Source organism: Candidatus Krumholzibacteriia bacterium (genome assembly GCA_035649275.1).
Taxonomy (GTDB): Bacteria; Krumholzibacteriota; Krumholzibacteriia.
On record DASRJW010000134.1, the window covers coordinates 89,894 to 108,223 of the forward strand.

Sequence of the window (18,330 nt, forward strand, 5' to 3'; positions counted from 1 at the left end):
CTACTTGAGGACCGCGAGTTTTTGCGACAGGGCTCGGCCTTCCGACTGCAGGCGCAGCAGGTAGACGCCCGAAGGCACGCGCTCGCCGCGCCCGTCCCTGCCGTCCCAGAGGATGCCGTGCGCCCCGGCCCCCTGGGTGCCCTGGAGCAGCGTCCGCACCAGGCGCCCGGTCAAGTCGAAGATCTCGAGGCGCACCGGAGCGACGTGTTCCAGCTCGAAGCGGATCGTCGTCGTCGGGTTGAAAGGATTCGGCACGCTCGGTTGCAGGCGGAAGCGCCAGGCGACCGGGAGGGGAGAATCCGTCGGTGGCGACAGCTGAGCCTTGGCGGCGTAGCCGCTGGCGTAGCCGTCCGTGTCGACGGCGGACACGGTGTAGTTGTCGCAGGTCCCCGGCGGTCCCAGATCCACCGTCGTGTCCGGACTGGCGACCGAGGTGACGAAGTTCGCCGCCGAGGGCGCGAAGCCGCTGCTGCTGTCGCAGTACACCGCATAGAAGGCGACGTCCGCTTCGGGGTTGCGCCTCCAGCGCAGGACGATATGGCCGCCCTGCGTCTGGGCCGTCAGGTTCTTGGGATACGAGGGCTGTGCCATGACGAAGGCGTGGGAGCCGTAACGCCCCAGATCACCGCGGGAGCCGTCGGGATCCTCGAAGCCCGCGTCGGTCCGACCGGCATCGATGGCGGGGGAATGCACCTGCAGGCGGTAGTTCACCAGGGTGGTGTCGGCGAAGCGCGGATCGCCGCCGATGGAGCCGGCGCCGGGACTGCAACCGCTGTAGTTCGCCGTGCTGTTGTTCCAGGCCAAGTTGTAGGCGAGCAAGGTGGGCTGCGCACCCGTGCATCCGACCCCGGTGCCGGTGGTGTTGACGACGATGTTGTTGCTCACCGGGATCGCCGCGGCATTCAGCCCCAGGCTGCCGGCGCCGTTGCCGGCGCTGTTGCGGTCGAAGGTGTTGCCCGTCACCGCGCCACTCGTCACGTTCTCCAGCATCAATCCGGCACCGCCGACGAGGGAGGAGTTGCCCACGAAGAGCGAGTGGCGCACGTGCGCGGTGGGCCCGGTGGCGTGCACGCCGGCGTAGAGGAAGGCCGAGCTGTTCCACAAGACCTCGCAACCATCCAGGAGCAAGGCGCTGCTGTTCACGGCAGCGAGGGCGCCCTCCGAAAAACTGGAGGCGTTGTGCGCCAGACGGACGTCCTGAAAGTCGACCTGCGACGCCTCCAGTCGCACGCCACCACCGCTGCTCGTCACCGTGTGGTGCGCGATCGAGCCGCCTTGGACGGACACCGTGGAGGAGTTGATCACATAGAGCCCGCCGCCGCTCTCGGCACCGGTGTTGCCGTCGATGACGTTGTTCCCCAAGGTCAGATTGCTGCAGGTGTCGAGCACGATGCCGGCGCCCCGCGCCGTCTGCGGGCCGGCGCTCACCACGTTGGCGTTGATCGTGTTGCCCGTCACCGTGCCGGACGAGCCATAGAGATAGATCCCGCCACCACGAGTGGCGGTGTTGTCGTGGATGGTGTTGCCCGTGAGGGTCACCGTGCTGTTGCTGGCGAAAAGGCCGCCGCCGCCGCCGAAATCGGCGAAGGTCGTGGCGTGGTTGGAGTGGATGTCACAGTTCGCCACCAGACCGGTCGAGCTGACGATGCTCACGGCCCCGCCGTAGTGACCGCTCACCGGGGTGTTCCACGCCCCGCCGCTGCCGTTGCGGAGCTCGAAGCCGTCGAGGCCACCGGTGCCGCTGCCGGTCACGGCGATATAGACGTTCCCGGTGAGATCGATGACGGTTTTACCTGTCGCCAGGTTGCGGGCGGTGAAGCCGGTGTTCCAGGCGCCGGAGAGGAGCACACCCTTGTTGAGGACGAGGGAGCCGAAGGGCAGCGTGCCGCTGCGGAGGAGCACGGTGTCTCCCGGCGCCGCGGCGTCGATCGCGGCGCCGAGCGTCGTGGCCGCCGTCGCCGGTGTGTGGTAAGGGAAGACGTTGCTGCCGGAGGAGGCGTAGTAGTGCCGCGTCGTGGTGCGGATCTGGAAGGCGTTCACCAGCATGCTCGATTGCAGGTCCCGGTTCTTCACCACCACGTTGCGCAAGCCCGGAGTCGCATCGTTGCCGATCTGCAGGTTCAGCTTCAGGGAGTCGTCGCCCACGACGCTGGAGCTCACCAGCGCGACGCCGTCGCCGAACTCGGCGAAGGCGCCGTAGAGGAGGTTGTTGCCGGCGATGGTCACCTGCAGTGTCGTGCCCTGATAGGCGAAGGCCGGCAGGACCGCCGTGGCCGTGGGCGGCGTGAGCGGCGGCGGCGCGCAGGGCACCGCGTCTTGCCAGCCCACTTGGTCATCGGTGTAGGTGCACAGGGTGAAGGTGTTCGCGCGCATCATGCAGGAGACGCCGCCGCCGCAGGCCTCGCAGTTGCCGTTGGGCTGGTCGATGCAGAGGGTGCCGCAGGTGCAGCCGCTGGCGTACTCGTCGCAGGCCCCGAAGATGTGTCCCGATTCATGGGTGAAAACCTCGTCCGGGCGCCAGCCGTAACTGCGGAAGAGCAGGAAGCTGTATGGACCCAGCAGGTAGGCGAAGGCCGAACGCCCATCGGTGAGCTGCCCCGCCGCCGGCTCGGGGTTGTAGGCCACGAAGGAGGTGTAAGCCCAGTTGGTGCCGTAGGTGGCTCGCTGGGCGGTGTTGAAGGCGGTGACACGGGTCGTGTGGGTCCCGGAGTTGTAGCCGAATTTGGCCATGACGTCGCTGGCCATGGCGGCCACGTCGCCGGAAGGGTGCAGCACCATCTCGCGCCACTGCCGGCAGCGTGCGTCCGTCGGTTCCACCCAGCGCACGAAGAAGGCCACCCAGCAGTTGTTGTTCTGCTGCGCCTGGGCGCTCCACCAGGCGAGGCCGACGTTGACGCCGTTCACGTAGTTCTGCACGTCCGCCGGCGTCCAGGTGTACTGGTTCGGGTCCGCGCCGGTGCCGTCGCTCTCCACGAAGAGGATGGTCACCGTCACCGTGCCGGTCATCCGGTCGCTGTTGCCCTCGATGCTGGCGTCCGGACCGGCCTTGCCCACCAGCAGGCCACGTGCAGCGAGCTGGCCGGGGTCGAGGCCGTTCGCCTGCAGGTTCTGCAGATAGGCCCAGGGTTCCAAGGGTTCCGGCGGGAGCGCGTCGCTCGTCCCCTGGGGCCAAGCGCCAGGTTTCTGCAGCTCCGCCGGCCGGCGGAGGTCGCCGCGCACGGCGGCGTTGAAGAACTCCACCATGCGCTGCGAGGAAGCGTCCTCGATTCCCAAGCCGGAGCTGGAAACGGGACGCCGATGGATGGCACGAATGTGCGCCCTTCCCAGGAGTGCCGCGTTTTTCTCCGGTGGAATCCAGCCGATGAGGAGAGAAGGCGGCGACAAGAGCGCGATCGTCCCACCCTGGGAGCGGATCAAGGCATGCGCCGCGTGCAGTGAGCCCACGTCGTCGCTGTCGAGAACCACCAGGGTGAGGCCTGCGAGCCACTCGGGCCCGCCGCCAGGGGTGGCCTGGTCGGCGCCGCGGGCGACGGAGACGGCGCCGCCGAGCAGAGCGACGACCGCGAGAACCAGGAGGGGGGAGCGCATGCGACCTCCAGGACGTCGGGCGAAGCAAAATTCGTTACAAGTGTACCAGAGCCGCAACGCCTTCTGGGTCGGCACCTTCCAGCCCGAGAGCGGGGCGCCGCAGGAACATCCGGGTACGCCGCGGAGGCTGGTGTGGCAAGTGGCGCAAACGCGGTGTCCGGCGCCTCTCGCCTTTCGCAGCGCCGGGCTTGCGCCAGGACTCGGCCTCGCCTAGCTTCGGGAGCTCCAGTGGTGGGAAGACGTTGTGGCGCTTCGTCGCGCCTCGAAGCGCTCTCCCTTCTGCGCCCTGACCACACCGAGGGGAGGAAGGTGGAGGCATGTCCGACCCAACGCAGCGCGACGAGGAAGAGTGGCGCCGCCGGCTGACGCCGCTGCAGTTCCATGTCACCCGCGAGGCCGGAACGGAGCCGCCCTTCTCCGGCGAGTACGTCCATGCCAAGGACGACGGCACCTACCACTGCGTCTGCTGCGGCGCGGAGCTCTTCGGCTCGGAAACCAAGTTCGACTCCGGCAGCGGCTGGCCGAGCTTCACCGCCGCCCTCGAGCCGCAGAAGGTGACGCTGCACGAGGACCGCAGCCACGGCATGCGTCGCGTCGAGGTGCGCTGCGCTCGCTGCGATGCGCACCTGGGCCACGTCTTCGAGGACGGCCCGCGCCCCACGGGCAAGCGCTTCTGCATCAATTCCGTGGCGTTGGATCTGGAGCGGAAGGCTGAAGGCGACGCCGGCACCTAGGACTGGCGCTGCACGATGTCCAAGCCGCGCCGGCGCAGCTGCTCGATCATCTCGTCCTCGGGCAAACAGCGCTCCGGCGGGATCACCCCGTGGCGGCCGATCTTCCCCGCGGCGAGGTGTTGCACCACGGCGCTGGCGGTGAAAGCGGTGCAGCGCATCGTGGCGGAGAGCCCGGCCTCCGTATCGGCGATGTCGATCAGCTCGTACTCCAGCCGTCGCCTGCCGCCGTACTTGGACCCCACCACGGTGACCCGCAGCAGCACCGCATCCTCCCCGTCCGCGGGCAGCATTTTTTCCAGCAGCCGCGCCGTCACCTCGCGGGGTCGCACTTCCAGGTCGCCGATCGTTTCCATCTCCTGGCGCAGGAAGCCGAGCACGAAGAGCGGGCGCACCAGCGCGCAGTGACCCGGATAACGGACGGATTTGAAGTCCATGTGGCGCACCTTGCCGGCGAAGGTGCTGGGCAAGGTCGAAAGGCCGCCGGCGGTGTTGAAGGCTTCCAGCGTCCCGTAGGGCTCGGGGAACTCGATCTCTTCCACCTCCGTCAGCGGTTCGACGGAAAGGCGCACGCCGTCGCGAATCAGCACCGCCCGCTCGCTGTAGCGCTCGAGCAACGTCTCCACCGGGAAGGCCAGACCGAACTGCAACGGCCCCACGGGGCGGCGCGGCAGCTCCCCGACCCGGATGTGCACGGACTGGGTTTCATCGAGCCTGCGGATGCCGTGCGCCGCCAGCAGTGTCGCGAGTCCGGGGGCCAGGCCGCAGCCTGGCACGACGGTGACGCCGCGCTCGAAGGCCAAGGTGTCCAGCTCGAGTTGCCGCGACAGGACCTCGCTGCTGCCACCGAGGTCGCAGAGATGGGTGTGTGCGGCGATGGCGGCGCGGGTGATGTCGAGACCGTGGACGGCGCTCGCGGCGTTGAGGCAAGCGTCGAAGGGCTGCAGCGTTTCGACCAGCGTCTCCGCTTCGAGGGCGTCCACCTGCTGCGGGCTCACGCGCCGGTCGCCGAGAAAGGCGCGCGTCGATTCGAGGGCTTCGGCGTCTGCATCGGCGATGCCGATTTCCTCGACCTCGGGATTGCGCAACAGGTCGTAGGCGGCGGCACGGCCTTGCTTGCCGGCGCCGAGGACGAGGATCTTCATCGCCGCACTCCTCGGACGAAATGAGGCAACGCTCTCAGTGCGCGCATCTTGCGACGCTGCGGTGGACCGCTGGCGGCGCGGTTGCTATAATAGCCCCGGAACCCGCGACGGCTCGAACCTTCTGTGACTGTCTGGCCAGACTCCCAGCTGCAGTCGTGGTTTCCGGGCTTCCACGTGTGTTGGATTTGACAACCCGGGAACCACGGGCTGTCGGGGACTCCGGGAGTCTTGGCCAGATAGTTCGCCCGCCGCTTCTCCCGATCAGAAGACCGGTTTCTCCTGTACCAGCGCTGCCAAAGGGACGCCGGCGAGAGCGCGGTAGATCTCCGCGTCCTCTCCGGGAGCGAACACGGCGGCGGCTCGCCAGGCATCGAAGTCGAGGGCCCTGCCGGCCTCCACCAAGGCTTGGCGCACCCCGGCGCCGGCCAGATTCCGTTCCTCCACCCAGAGCAGGAAGTTCACCAGCAGAGGGGCGCGCTGGGGCACGCCGGTACCAGGCTCTCCCCAGGTGCCATCGGGGTGCTGCTGGCGCAGGATCCACTCCACGTGCCGGCGCAGGGCGGCATCGAACGCACCGGCCTCGCTCGCATCGAGGAGAGCCATCGCCGGCAGCACTCCTTCGCCCATGTATGCCGCCGCGATCAGCGCCTCTTCTTTGGCGAGGCCGGGCACGCTGCCGTCGGGGCGGATCTGCGCCACGAGCCAGCGGAGCGAGGCCAGGCTGCTGCGCCGCCACGCTTCCTCGCCGGTCTGCTCGAAGAGCCAGGCGCGAGCCGCGGCGCCGGCGAGGGCGGTGGCCACGACATACGGCGAGCGATCGAACGGCATGCCGCCGCTCCGGCCGACACCGACGGCGCCGTTCGGGAGCAACAGAGCATCGTGCTCCAGGGCCTGGAGGAACCGCGTCGCCGCCGTCGTGTAGCGCTGGCGTCGTTCTGCATCCACGTGCGGGGCGAGATCACGGAAGAGCTCGATACACACCGCCATGTCGGCGACGAAGCGACTCTTGTAACCGATGGACCAGGTGCCGGAAGTCTGCTGGGTTTGCACCAGCTGATCGGCGTACTCCTTGGCCAGTGCGACACCGCGGCTCGTGTCCAGCCAGTCCTCATGCTCCGGCACGAAGGGAGCGAGGGCCGTGTGTGCCGCCACCAGGCTGCGCATGAAGTAGCACTCGACGAAGAGAAAAGGAGCGCGCTCGCTGCGCTGCAGCGTGTGCGCCACCAGCGTTCGCAGGTTGTCGCGCAAGCGGCGCCTGTCGACCGCATCGTCTTCCCCGCGCAGCGCTGCGAGGGGTAACGTCAGCAGGACGGTCTGGCGTTGCTCGCCTTGCGACGGTTCCAGCGCCACGTGGAGAGAGCCCGCACCGGCCGCGAGCGACGGCGCCCGCGGCACCCAGCCCGGGCGCGCGGCGAACGTGCGCGGCGGCGTCCAGCTCCGTCCCGCGTCGGCGGAGAGAGACCAGCGCAGCGCCCGGATGCTCGGCGCCACCTCGCGCTTGTGTGGCTGCGATTCCGTCCACGCCAGCAGGAGGTCCGTCCCGTCGGCCGCACGGTAGAGCGCGTGGGGGCTTTCCTGCGCCGGGATCCCGAGCTTTTCGAGGGGGCTCCAGCTCGCGCCACCATCCGTCGACACGGTGCGGTGCAAGAGGCCGAGGCTGTTGACCACGAGAACTAGGGAGCCATCGGGTGCGGCAGCGAGCGCCGGCGCCAGCGCGGCGCGGCCGAGCGACACCGGGCGTCGCGTCCAGTGGGCCCCACCGTCGGTGGAAGCGTAGAGAACCACCGTGGCGGTGGATGGCACGCCCGGCTGGGCGAACTCGACGGCGGGGAAGAGGAGGCCGGAGTCCGTGCGCAACAGCCGGCCGTTGGCGGCGACGGGCGCCGCCGCGCCGCTCACCCCCACGAGGCTCGGCCGTTTCCAGGCTGCGGTGCGGATCTCGAAACGGCGGAACAGCAAACGGCAGCCATCCCGCCCGGCGGAGCGGTACAGGAGGCCGAGCTCGCCGGCGTCGAGACGCACGAGCGACGGGCTCGTTCCCACCAACGTGGCGACGGCAGGCAGCGCGAGCAGGTCTGCTCCCGAGGCGCCGTGGCGCAGCGAGAGGCGCGGCACCGCCGCGGCCGGTGAGTCGACGCTCGCGATCCACACCTCCTCGCCGTCCGCGAGGAGGGAGGCGCCGTCGTAAGCGGCGATGGGATCGGCCTGGCGGCACGCTTTCCAGTCTGCCGGGGATTCGGACTCGCGGCCCCCGCCGCAGCCCGAGATCACGGCGCCGGAAAACGCGATCGCCACGAGGTGCTGGAGGATGGGGGCGCGAGCGGCGCGGCGGCCGCTCATGACTTGCGTGGGAGCAATCCGGCTGCCGCGAAAGCGGCGCGCAGGCGAGCGCGGGTGACGGGAATGCGGTCGAAGCGAATACCGCAATCGCGCAGGGCGTCGTTGATCGCCGCCACGATGGCCGGAGCCGGCGCGATGGTCGGCGGTTCGCCGATGCCCTTGGCGCCGTTCGGGCCGAAGGCGGGATCGCCGTCCAGCTCTGGATCTTCCACCAGGATGACCTGCATGTCCGGGAGATCCGTGGCCCGTGGCAGCTCGTAGTCGTCGAAGTTGTCGCTCACCACGCGGCCTTCCTCGAGGTGCAGATCTTCGGTGAGCGCGTACCCCACCCCCATGGCGGCGCCGCCGATCACCTGACCGCGGCAGGACTGCGGGTTGATCACCTTGCCCACGTCGTGGGCCGCCACGTATTCCACCAGCTTTACCTGTCCGGTCTTCAAGTGCACGCCGGCGGTGACGATGTGGGTGGCGAAGGAGTAAGGCCAGTAGGCCTTGCCCTCGCCGGTCGCGGGATCCATGGGCGAGGTGAACTGCTGGTTCAACTTCGCCACCTGGCGCACCAGCGGTTCGCTCAGGCCCGTGGCCAGGGCGGCGAAGGTGATGCGGCGCTCGGGTTCCTGGCGCACCCAGATCACGCCGCCTTCTGCCTCCAGCTCCGCCGCGGCGGCGCCGAGCTTCGGCGCCGCTGCCGCCAGCAGATCCTCCCGCAGCGCCCGCGCGGTCAAATCCACCGCCTTGCCGACCACGACGGTGACCCGGCTCGCCACGGTGGAACCGCAGTTCGGGGTGCGATCGGTGTCGGCGCTGTGCACGACGACTTGCTCCGGCCGCAGGCCGAGGACATCGGCAGCGACCTGGGTGAACACGGTGTTGGATCCCTGACCGTAGTCCACCGAGGAAGCCCAGACGTGCAGCTTGCCGTCGCGGGACACTTCCAGGATGGGATGGCCCTCGTCGCGGATGCCGCGCCCGAAGCCGTTGCCGTACCAGATAGACGCGATGCCCGTGCCGTAGACCCAGTCGCCTTCGCGCCGCCGGCGCGAGCGCCCCCAGTCGTAAGCCCGCACCGCTGCTTCCAGCGCCTCCAGATTGCGCACACCCTTCTCGAACAGGTGCCGCGTCGAGGTCGTGGTGCCCTTGCGCAGCGAGTTCAGCCGGCGGAACTCCACCTTGTCGAGACCGCAGGTGTCGCACACCAAGTCCCAGAAGGTCTCGGTGGCGAAGATGGTGTTCGCCGTACCGAAACCGCGGGCGGCACCGCAGAGTGGATTGTTCGTGTACAGGCCATACGTATCGATCCACACCCGCGGGATCGTGTACGGACCGCTGCACATGACGGCGGACTTGGTGGTGATCTCCTTCGTCCAGCTGCGGTAGGCGCCGCCGTCGAGGAAGATGCGAGCCTGGAAGACCTGGATGCGCCCCTCGGCGTCCACCGCGGCGCGGTAGTGGGCATCGACGGCGTGCCGCTTCTGGGTGTATTGCAGCGTTTCTTCCCGCGTCCACAGCATGCGCGTCGGTTTCCGCGTCAACGCCGTGGCCATGGCGACGTACGGATAGGCGTAGGGATCCTCGCGCTTGCCGTAGGCGCCGCCGACGGTGGTGCCGATGACGCGCACGTTGCGGTTCTCGAGGCCCAGCGCCTCTCTAATGTTGCGCCGGGCGAAGAACACGTGCTGCACCGGGGCCAGCACGATGACCTTTTCCTCTTTCTCGTCCCACCGGGCGAGGGCCACCTCGGGCTCGAGCGGCGCGTGGTCCTGAAAGTTGGCACCGAAGTCGCCTTCCACCACGCGCCAGCCGCGCTCGGCGGCGGTGGTGAACACCTGCTCGATGTCGGCCTGCGAGTGGATGCCGTCGCCCTTGTGAATGTGCTGGTGGTGGATCAGATTCGGGCGCCGCGCATCGACAGCGGCGGGAATCTCGGGATGCACCACCGGAGCTTCGGGGGCGTAGGCCGAGAACGCATCGAAGACGCCGGGGAGGACGCGGTAAGTGACGCGCACCGCCGCCGCCGCTTCCCGGGCCCGTTCCTGCGTGTCGGCCGCCACCAGAGCCACGGCGTCGCCGACGGCCTTCACGGTCTCGCCGACTGGGACGAGCAAGCGCTGGTCGCGGTTGATCAAGCCCACGTAGTTGTCGCCGCCTTGGATGTCGGCGGCGGTCCATACGTGGTGCACGCCCTCCATGCCGAGCGCGGGCCGCGGGTCGAGCGCTTCGAGCATGGCGTGGGCGTGCGGGCTCCGCACTGCCGCCAGGTGCAACGTGCCCGCCTCGATGGCGTAGTCGTCGGCGTAGCGGGCTCGCCCCGTCACCTTGTCGACGGCGCCCACGAGGGGCACGAACTGCCCGACCACCGGGCGCGGTGCCGCCGTCTCGGCGCCGATGACGCTGCAACGCTTGGCGAACTCCGCCCGCGCCGTGGTGAGACCGGCGGCTTCCTGGACCGCGTCCACCATCTGCTCGTAGCCGGTGCAGCGGCAGAAGCTCTTGCGCAAGAAGGTGCGAATTCGGTCGCGGTCGGTGGGCTGCGGGTTCTTCTGCAGGTACGAATGACAGGCGACGATGAACCCCGTGGTGCACATGCCGCACTGGGAGGCCGTGTTGTCCACGAAGGCCTGCTGGATGGGGAGGAGCGCCTCGGGAGAACCCAGGCCCTCGATGGTGACGATGCTCCGGCCCTGCATGTTTTCCATCATCTCGACGCAGGCCTTCTTGGGCACGTCGTCCACCAGCACCGTGCAGGTGCCGCAGATGCCGATGTCGCAGCCGTTCTTGGCGCCCGTGAGGCCGAGGTCGAGCCGCAGCACGTCGAGGAGCGTGCGCGACCGGCGCGTCTCCACGTCCACGGCGGCGCCGTTCACCGTCATCTGCGTCCGGATCGTCTCCGGTGCCGCAATCGGGTTCATCCGAACCTCGCCTTGCCTGGGCGTCTCGCTCGAACGGGCGGGTGATCCTACCGGCGGTCGCGGGCCGCCTGCCGCCCGCGTCCGTGGTACCCACCATTGTACCCGAGCGCAAGCCTTGGGATGAAGCCAGGTTCCACCGCCGCGCCGGGCCATCTCCGAGGCTGCATAAAGCATTCCCGACCGCCGCTGCAGCTTACCTTCTTGGTCCTGCAGAGCGAAGCTTGGGCCCCCTACGCTCGCTTCTCTGCCGCCTTGACGAAGGGCATGATCATATCGATGGGCACGGGGAAGATGGTGGTCGAGTTGCGCTCCGTGGCCACCTCAGTGAGCGTCTGCAGGAAACGAAGCTGCAGCGCCATCGGATGGTCGCCGATGATGCCGGCCGCGTCGGCCAGGCGCTGCGCCGCCTGGAACTCGCCCTCGGCGTTGATGACCTTGGCGCGGCGCTCGCGCTCCGCCTCGGCCTGCCGCGCCATGGCGCGTTTCATCTCCGGCGGCAAGTCCACGTCCTTCACCTCGACGGAGGTGACCTTGATGCCCCACGGGTCGGTCTGGTGGTCGATGACCTCTTGGAGGGCCCGGTTGATCTTGTCCCGTTCGGCGAGCAGGTCGTCCATTTCGGCGGAGCCGACAATGCTCCGCAGCGTGGTCTGGGCGATTTGCGAAGTGGCGTACAAGAAGTTCTCCACTTCCAGGATGGCTTTGTCCGGTTCGAAGACCCGGAAGTAGACCACCGCGTTCACCTTCACCGAGACGTTGTCCTTGGTGATGACATCCTGGGGGGGCACGTCGAGCACCACCGTGCGCAAACTCACCTTCACCATGCGGTCGATGATCGGGATGAGCAGGAAGAGCCCGGGACCCCGCAGGCCGACATAGCGCCCGAGGCGGAAGACGACGGCGCGCTCGTACTCGCGCAGCACACGGATGGCGCTGCCGAGCACCATGACCACGAAGAAGACGATGATTCCAAAGGGCAATTGCTGCATCGCGTCGCCTCCGATCCTTGGAGCCCAGGGCGTCCGCGCCGGTCAGCGCGGCCGCACCACGAGTCGCAGTCCTTCCACTCCCACCACCTCGACGGCGGCGCCGGCGGACACCGGCGCCTCGGCGCGAGCATTCCAGTACTCGCCGCGGACGAACACGCGCCCTTCGGGCGCGAGCGCCGAGTCGGCCCTCCCGATCCGACCGAGCATGCCATGGCTGCCGGTGACGGGCCTGTGCTTCTGTGCCAGGAGACCCTTGCCGACGACGAAGAGGAAGAAGAACGTGACCGCGATCACCGTGGGCACGATCACCGTCCAGGAGACGCGGACGAGGGTTTCCTTCGACTCGAACAGGAAGATGGAGCCGAGGGTGAGTGCCACGATGCCTCCGATGGTGAGGGCGCCATAGCTGGTGACCTTCACCTCCAGCAGCAGCAGGATGATGCCGAGCAGCAGGAGCAGCAGCCCCACCGAGTTGACCGGCAGCACCTGGAGGGCGAAGAAAGCCAGCAGTATCGAGATGGCGCCGACGACGCCCGGCAGGATGGCGCCGGGATTCCACAGCTCCATCATCAATCCCGCGCTCCCCAGCATGAGCAGCAGGTAGGCGATGTTGGGATTGGCGATGGCCGAGAGCACCCGGTCGCGCCAGCCCATGTGCAGCATCCGTACAGCCGCCGCCTTGGTCTGCAGGGTCCGCGGGCCCGACAGCAGCTCGACCTTGCGGCCGTCGAGGCGGACGAGCAACGCTTGCAAGCTGGGTTCGATGACGTCGACGACGCCGAGCTCGAGGGCCTCTTTGTCCGAGACCGAGACGCTGGCGCGCACGGCGCGCTCGGCCCACTCGGCGTTCCGCCCGCGCTTCTGCGCCAGAGAGCGGATGAAGCTCGCGGCGTCGTTCTCCACCTTCTCGGACATCACCGAGTCGATGGTGCCACCGCCCATCTGCACCGGGTGCGCGGCTCCGGTGTTCGTGCCCGGCGCCATGGCGGCCACATGCGCGGCGAGCAGAAGGAACAGGCCTGCGGAAGCGGCGCGGGAGCCGCTGGGTGCCACGTAGACCACGACGGGCACGTCGGCGGCGAGGATGCGCTTCACGATGTCGCGCATGGCGGAGTCCAATCCGCCGGGCGTGTCGAGCTCGATGATCAAGCAGGCCGCTCGTTCTTTCTCGGCGCGCTCGATGCCCTCGATGAGGAAGCGGGCGCTCGCCGGGCCGATGGCATCGACGAGCGAGGCGACCAGGACCTCGGCGGCGGCCGGCGATCCCTTCTCCGGTTCGCCCCCGCCGCGGCTGGAATCAGCGGCTGTGGTGGTGCCGGCGGCGGCCTCGGCGGCCAGGAGAAGGGCGACCGACACGAGCCCACCGAGTGTTCCACGGCTCGAGCCGGCGGAGAAGCAACGCAGCCGCGCACCGCGGCGGGCGAGGGGGGCCGCCGGCAGGGGATGCCGGATGCCGCGCATGTGCAACCTCCTGGACCACCGCAGGCTAGGAAAGAACGTCAACCCTGTCAAGGAGTTACGGTGCAGTGCTAAGATCCGTACGTGCACATCGAGGTCTTGTTCTTCGCTGCAGCACGCGATGCAGCCCGGAAACCGAGCGCGAGTCTCACGCTGCCGGCGGGAACCACGGCGGGGAGCGCCCTCGGCCTGTTGCTCGAACAGGAGCCGGCTTTGCGCGGGCTGCAAGCCAGCCTGCGACTCGCGGTGAACGAGGAATTCGTCGACAGCGCTCGGGTGCTGCGCGAAGGGGACTGCCTGGCACTCATCCCGCCGGTGAGCGGCGGCTGAGGGAACCTGCGCCGCATCATTGCCTGGACATCGTGGGGTTCGTGGATTTGCTGGGCAGCCCGTCGCGTCCGCAGGTCTGCGCTAGAAACGAGGCACGATCGTGTCGCCAGCGGAAACCGACGACCGGCTTCGCGTCGCCTTGGTGCACGAACGCATCGATCTCGGTGCCCTCTACGCCGCCATGGGTGATCCTGGCGCCGGCGCCGTTCTCGCCTTCGCCGGCGTCGTCCGCGACTCCAAGAACGGGCGCCGCGTGCTCCGCCTCGAGTACGAGGCCTACGAGTCCATGGCCGCCAAGGCGCTGGAGCGCATCGGCAAGGAAGTCCTGGCGCGCTGGCCCGTCCGGCGCGTCGTCCTCGTGCACCGCGTCGGCATGCTGCAGGTGGGCGAAACGAGCGTGGCGATCCTGGTGGCGACCGCACACCGAGCTCCGGGCTTCGAGGCGCTGCGGCACGCCATCGAGGTGCTGAAGAAGGACGTGCCGATCTGGAAGAAGGAACACTTCGAGGATGGCGAGGTCTGGGTACAGGAAGGCTCGTGAAGAACCCGACGCGGCAGACTGCGGGCCTGCTCTGCGGTGCGCTCCTGGCGCTCTACGCTCTCCTCGCTCTTCCGGCTCTCCTCCTCGACTCCTCCGTCGCCGATGAGCACCCGCACATCTTGAGCGGCTGGCTCTACTGGGAAAGCGGGCGCTTCTCCGGCGGCCTCGACAACCCGCCGCTCGGCCAGCTCCTCGTCGCGGCACCGCTGCGCTTGCTCGGCGTCGACTACCAATTCCCCTCGGATGCGAAGCTCTGGGCGGCCCGAGTTCCGGTGTTGCTGCTGGCTCTCGCCCTCGCCGCCCTCGTCGGGCACTGGGCCCGTCGAATGGGCGGCATGGGGACGGCTTGCGTGGCGCTCTTGGCTCTGTGTCTCGAACCGAATCTTCTCGCCCACGGTCACCTGGCGACGTTGGATCTGCCCGTCACCTTCCTCTGGTGGTGCGGGTTGTGGCTCTGGCGCGGGGTCCTGGAGGCCGAGTGGGCCGCGGCGTCCCCGCCTGCAACGCCCAACGCGAGCGCCGCGGTGCCCGAGAACGCCGGCGCGCGGCGCACACCTTGGGGAAAAGTCGCTGGCTTCGCCATGGTTGCCGCGCTGGCAGTTTTCACCAAGTTCACCGGCTTCCTCCTTCTGCCCGCCTGCTGGCTCGCCTCGCTCGTGCTGCTGCGCCGCCGGCGCGCTTGGTTGCGGGTGACGGCATACGTGGCCCTGGCGCTGCTCGGCGTGGGTGTCTTGTCGTACGCGGTCTATGCCTTCGGGCCGACGCGACACGGCGTGCCCGAGCAGCTGCTCAACGCCCTGACCGGTAAGCTGGCGCACCGGGAAGAAGGGCACTTCGCCTACCTGGTGGGCCGGCGTTCGCTGCACGGCTTCCTCGAGTACTACCTCGCCGCGCTCCTGTTCAAGACGCCTCTACCGCTTCTCCTCTTCGCTGCCCTCGGCCTCGTTTTCGGCTGGCGCCGTTTGTCGCCGCCGGATCGCACGCTGCTCACGGTGCCCGCCGCATTGCTCCTCGTGGTTTTTTCGCTGACTCGTGTCGACATCGGTGTTCGCCACATCCTGCCGCTCGTTCCCGCTCTCGTGCTCTTGGCGGCGGTCGCCGTCGTGCACCTGTGGCAGAAGGGCCGCGTGGCTCGTGTCGCGGTCAGCATCCTGATCCTGGCCTGGGCTCTCGGCTTCGCCCGGGCAGCGCCCCAGTACCTGACCTACTTCAACGTCTTGGCCGGGGGGCCTGCCGGCGGCCATCGCTTCCTTCTCGATTCGAACCTGGCGTGGGGACAGGACGACGGGCGTCTCACGCGCTTCTTGGCCCAGGCAGAAGCGCGCGGTGAAACGTGGGAGGTCAACCCACCCGGGGCGACGGCGCGAGCGGGGCGTTTGGCAGTCGATGCGAACACGCTGCATCAGTTGTTGCGCGCCGATCCGGCCGTCTACGACTGGCTGTTGCCGCTCCGGCCCGTGGGCTACGCGGGCTATTCCTGGCGGCTGTACGACCTGCAGCTGGAGACCTACGAGCAACGCGCGGCACAGCGCCCGGACGATGTGAGGGCGCAAATCGCGCTCGCCGAAGCACTGAGCGCCGCCGGGCAGCTCGATGCGGCAAGTGAGGTGTACGAGCGCGCCGCCCGCACCCTGCCCACGGCGAGCGTGTTTCACAGCGCGGCTTTCGTGGCGCTCGAGCGCGCCGACTATGCCGGCGCCGAGGCGTGGATCCGGCGCGGTCTCGAACGGCAGCCGACGGACCGCAGTCTCGCCGGATTGCTGCAGCGCTTGCGCCTGGAGCGGCGCTTCTCCGGCACCCGGCCCGGCGCTTCTGGGCGCGATGCCCTCGAGCTCGGTCTCTGGTGGGCGGAGCGCGGCGACATCGACAAGGCCCTGCCCTGGCTGCGTCGCGCCGCCACCGACCGCCCTCGGGATGTCGAATCCCAGCGCGCTCTCGCCATCGCACTCGCCCAGCTCGGTCGATTCGACGAGGCAGCGCGGGCGCTCGAGCAATCACCCCCGTCCTTAGGCGCCGAAGCAGCCCCGTTGCGGCGATTGGCCCGCGCCGACGCTGCTTTTGCCCAGCGTTCCGCCGCCGAAGCCAGCGCCCCCGGCGCCGCGGCCGACACAGCGAGCAGCTTCGCCGCACCCCTGTGGATGGAGCTGGCGACAGCGCTGTTTCACGTCCGGCACTACGATCGCGCTGCAGCGGTGCTGATGGACATCCTGCGCGCCGATCCTGCGGAGGGTGCGGCTCTTGCTTTGCTCTGCGAGATGCACGTCCGCGCCAAGCTGCGCCTCGTTCCCGAACCGCTGACGCCGCGTCCAGCGCCGGGGGTGCCCGTGGTCACCGCCCCCGGCACCCCGGAAGCAGCCACGAAGGGCCTCCACCCGGATGGATGAAAAACGCCGACAGGAGAGAGCCAGGCCCCGGCGCCCACTCCCGTTCGTCCGGACCCTGCTGGGGATCGTCGCCATCGCTTTGGCCCTGCGGTTGGTGCAATGGGCGGAGCTGAGAGACTACGTTCTCGTCCGCGTGCCCTTGGTGGATGCGGGGGAAAACGTCGAGTGGGCGGCGCGCCTGGCCCAGGGCACCCCGGAACCGCAGGATGTCTTCTACAAGCCACCGTTCTATCCCCATGCGCTCTCTTGGGCCATGCGCCTGTTGGGTCCAGGAGTCGGAACGGCCTACGCGTTCAATACGGTTCTCGGCGGTGTGAACGTGGCCGCGATCGCTTTCTGGGTGCGTTCCTTCGCTTCCCCTCCCGTGGCTCTTGCCGCTGCCGCACTGGCCGCAATCTATCGGCCGTTCCTCTACTTCGAGATCCAAGCCCTGCCCACGACATTGGGAGTCACGTTGTCCCTGGCTTCGCTGTTGTTGCTGGGAGGCGCGATGCGCGCCGGGGGGCGCCGCAAGCTACCCTGGCGGCTCGGTGCGGCCGGTCTCACCTTGGGTTTGCTCGCGCTCACGCGCCCCAGTTTTCTTCTCTGGACCGGGACGGCATGTCTCTGGCTCGCGCTCGGCCTCCGGCGCTGGCGATCGGCAGTGGTCGTGGCCGTGACGGCGGCGCTCACGATCCTGCCCGTCACGCTGATGAATCGCCAAAGAGGCGGGGAGTGGGTTCTGGTTTCGGCAAACGGCGGCATCAACTTCTACCTCGGGAACAATCCCGATTGGCAGCGCACATGGCTCCTGCGTCCAGGGTTGGCGTGGGAGGACCTGGTGCGTCGCATTCCCGAGTCGGAGCGCCAGGGACAAGCGCGCTGGGATCGGTATTTCATGCGACAAGCCATCCACTGGGCGCGGACGGAGCCATTCGACTTCGCCGCTGCCCTCGGGCGCCGGACGCTCCAGTACCTGAGCAGCGCAGAACTGGACCGCAACCTGGACCCGCGTGGATTCAGCCGCCGCAGCTGGGTCCTGCGCTCGACCCCGCGCTACGCTTGTCTGGCGCCCTGGCTTCTGCTCGGTCTCGTGCTCGCCTGGCGACGCCGCGGCAGCGCCCGTCTGACCGTGCTCTTTTGGGGCTGCGGCTTCGTCTCCACGGTGCTCGTTTTCGTCAGCGAACGGTATCGCGTCGATGCGGCACCGGCGAGCATCGCCTGCACCGCCCTGGCGATCGGCGAAGTTCTCTCTCTCTTGCGCCGGCGCCCGATCGGTCGAAGCATGGGGCCGGTCGCCGGGCTCGTCGTCGTGAGCGCCGCTCTCGCCTACAGTGACCTGGGAGGCCTGGGACGCGTGAAGGGACCCCAGGCCGCAGCGCTGGAGGGAGTCGCATACTACAAGGAAGGGGACCTGGCACACGCTGTCGAGTCCTTGCAGCTCGGCGTGGCGACGGATCCTTTCGATGCCGATGCCCACTACCAGCTGGGCACGGCCTTGCAGAAGCAGCGCCGCACTGCCGTGGCTCTCGCATCCTATGAAGCGGCGGAACAACTTGTGCCCACGAATCCCAAACCACCGATGGCTGCCGGTTGGCTTTTGAAGAGTATGGGGCGGCGGGATGAAGCGCTGCAGCGCTACGAGAAGGCGGCGCGTCTCGACCCGACCAACTCCATGGTGCTCCTGGAAACGGCGCATCTGCTCGAGGAGATGGGTCGCCGCGATCCTGCCCGGGGTTACTACGAATCAGCGCTGGAGCACGCGACAGATGCCGGCACCCGCGACGACGCCCGCCGCGCTCTCGATCGACTCCACTGAATCGTGCCCTCCTCACGCCGCGCCACGCTCCGAGGGCTCCCCTCAGAACGATGTACCCTTCGCTTCCCATCCGCCGTACTACCTGGAGCACCCATTTCGTCCCACCTCTTTCTCCGG

Annotated in this window: 11 protein-coding genes; 5 read left to right on the forward strand and 6 right to left on the reverse strand. The window is 68.7% G+C overall.

The features are described from left to right. A complete protein-coding gene (locus tag VFE28_14750) occupies nt 1-3,588 on the reverse strand; it encodes a right-handed parallel beta-helix repeat-containing protein (GenBank protein HZM17258.1) in 3,588 nt (1,195 codons plus the stop codon). 317 nt (nt 3,589-3,905) lie between these two features. Between VFE28_14750 and msrB the strand changes: the two genes are divergently transcribed. Further along, on the forward strand, nt 3,906-4,322 hold the full coding sequence (gene msrB, locus VFE28_14755; GenBank protein HZM17259.1) for a peptide-methionine (R)-S-oxide reductase MsrB: 417 nt from the start codon (nt 3,906-3,908) through the stop codon (nt 4,320-4,322). Here the strand turns inward: msrB and VFE28_14760 are convergent. The 5 genes from VFE28_14760 to VFE28_14780 form a co-directional block, all read right to left on the reverse strand. Continuing rightward, nucleotides 4,319-5,464, reverse strand: coding sequence for a saccharopine dehydrogenase C-terminal domain-containing protein (locus VFE28_14760; protein HZM17260.1), 1,146 nt, complete (start codon nt 5,462-5,464; stop codon nt 4,319-4,321). The genes msrB and VFE28_14760 overlap by 4 nt on opposite strands. Before the next feature lie 261 nt (nt 5,465-5,725). After that, entirely contained in the window at nt 5,726-7,804 is a 2,079-nt protein-coding gene (locus VFE28_14765) for an exo-alpha-sialidase (GenBank protein ID HZM17261.1), read from the reverse strand. After that, complete coding sequence (locus tag VFE28_14770) at nt 7,801-10,713, reverse strand: molybdopterin cofactor-binding domain-containing protein (GenBank protein ID HZM17262.1); 2,913 nt, start codon at nt 10,711-10,713, stop codon at nt 7,801-7,803. The genes VFE28_14765 and VFE28_14770 overlap by 4 nt, the downstream gene beginning before the upstream one ends. Nucleotides 10,714-10,943: 230 nt before the next feature. Next, on the reverse strand, nt 10,944-11,702 hold the full coding sequence (locus VFE28_14775; GenBank protein ID HZM17263.1) for a slipin family protein: 759 nt from the start codon (nt 11,700-11,702) through the stop codon (nt 10,944-10,946). 42 nt (nt 11,703-11,744) lie between these two features. Next, nucleotides 11,745-13,163, reverse strand: a complete 1,419-nt coding sequence (locus VFE28_14780; GenBank protein HZM17264.1) for a nodulation protein NfeD — start codon at nt 13,161-13,163, stop codon at nt 11,745-11,747. Between the two features lie 81 nt (nt 13,164-13,244). Between VFE28_14780 and moaD the strand changes: the two genes are divergently transcribed. The 4 genes from moaD to VFE28_14800 all read left to right on the forward strand — a co-directional run bounded on the left by moaD (nt 13,245) and on the right by VFE28_14800 (nt 18,213). Beyond that, a complete protein-coding gene (moaD, locus tag VFE28_14785) occupies nt 13,245-13,490 on the forward strand; it encodes a molybdopterin converting factor subunit 1 (protein HZM17265.1) in 246 nt (81 codons plus the stop codon). Nucleotides 13,491-13,590: 100 nt separating this feature from the next. Next, the gene (locus tag VFE28_14790) at nt 13,591-14,031 is read left to right on the forward strand and encodes a molybdenum cofactor biosynthesis protein MoaE (GenBank protein ID HZM17266.1); all 441 of its coding nucleotides are present in this window, start codon (nt 13,591-13,593) and stop codon (nt 14,029-14,031) included. Beyond that, nucleotides 14,028-16,415 (forward strand): tetratricopeptide repeat protein, encoded by a 2,388-nt coding sequence (locus VFE28_14795; GenBank protein HZM17267.1) that lies wholly within the window; start codon nt 14,028-14,030, stop codon nt 16,413-16,415. The genes VFE28_14790 and VFE28_14795 overlap by 4 nt, the downstream gene beginning before the upstream one ends. Next, a complete protein-coding gene (locus VFE28_14800; GenBank protein HZM17268.1) occupies nt 16,408-18,213 on the forward strand; it encodes a hypothetical protein in 1,806 nt (601 codons plus the stop codon). The genes VFE28_14795 and VFE28_14800 overlap by 8 nt, the downstream gene beginning before the upstream one ends. Nucleotides 18,214-18,330 lie beyond the last annotated feature (117 nt).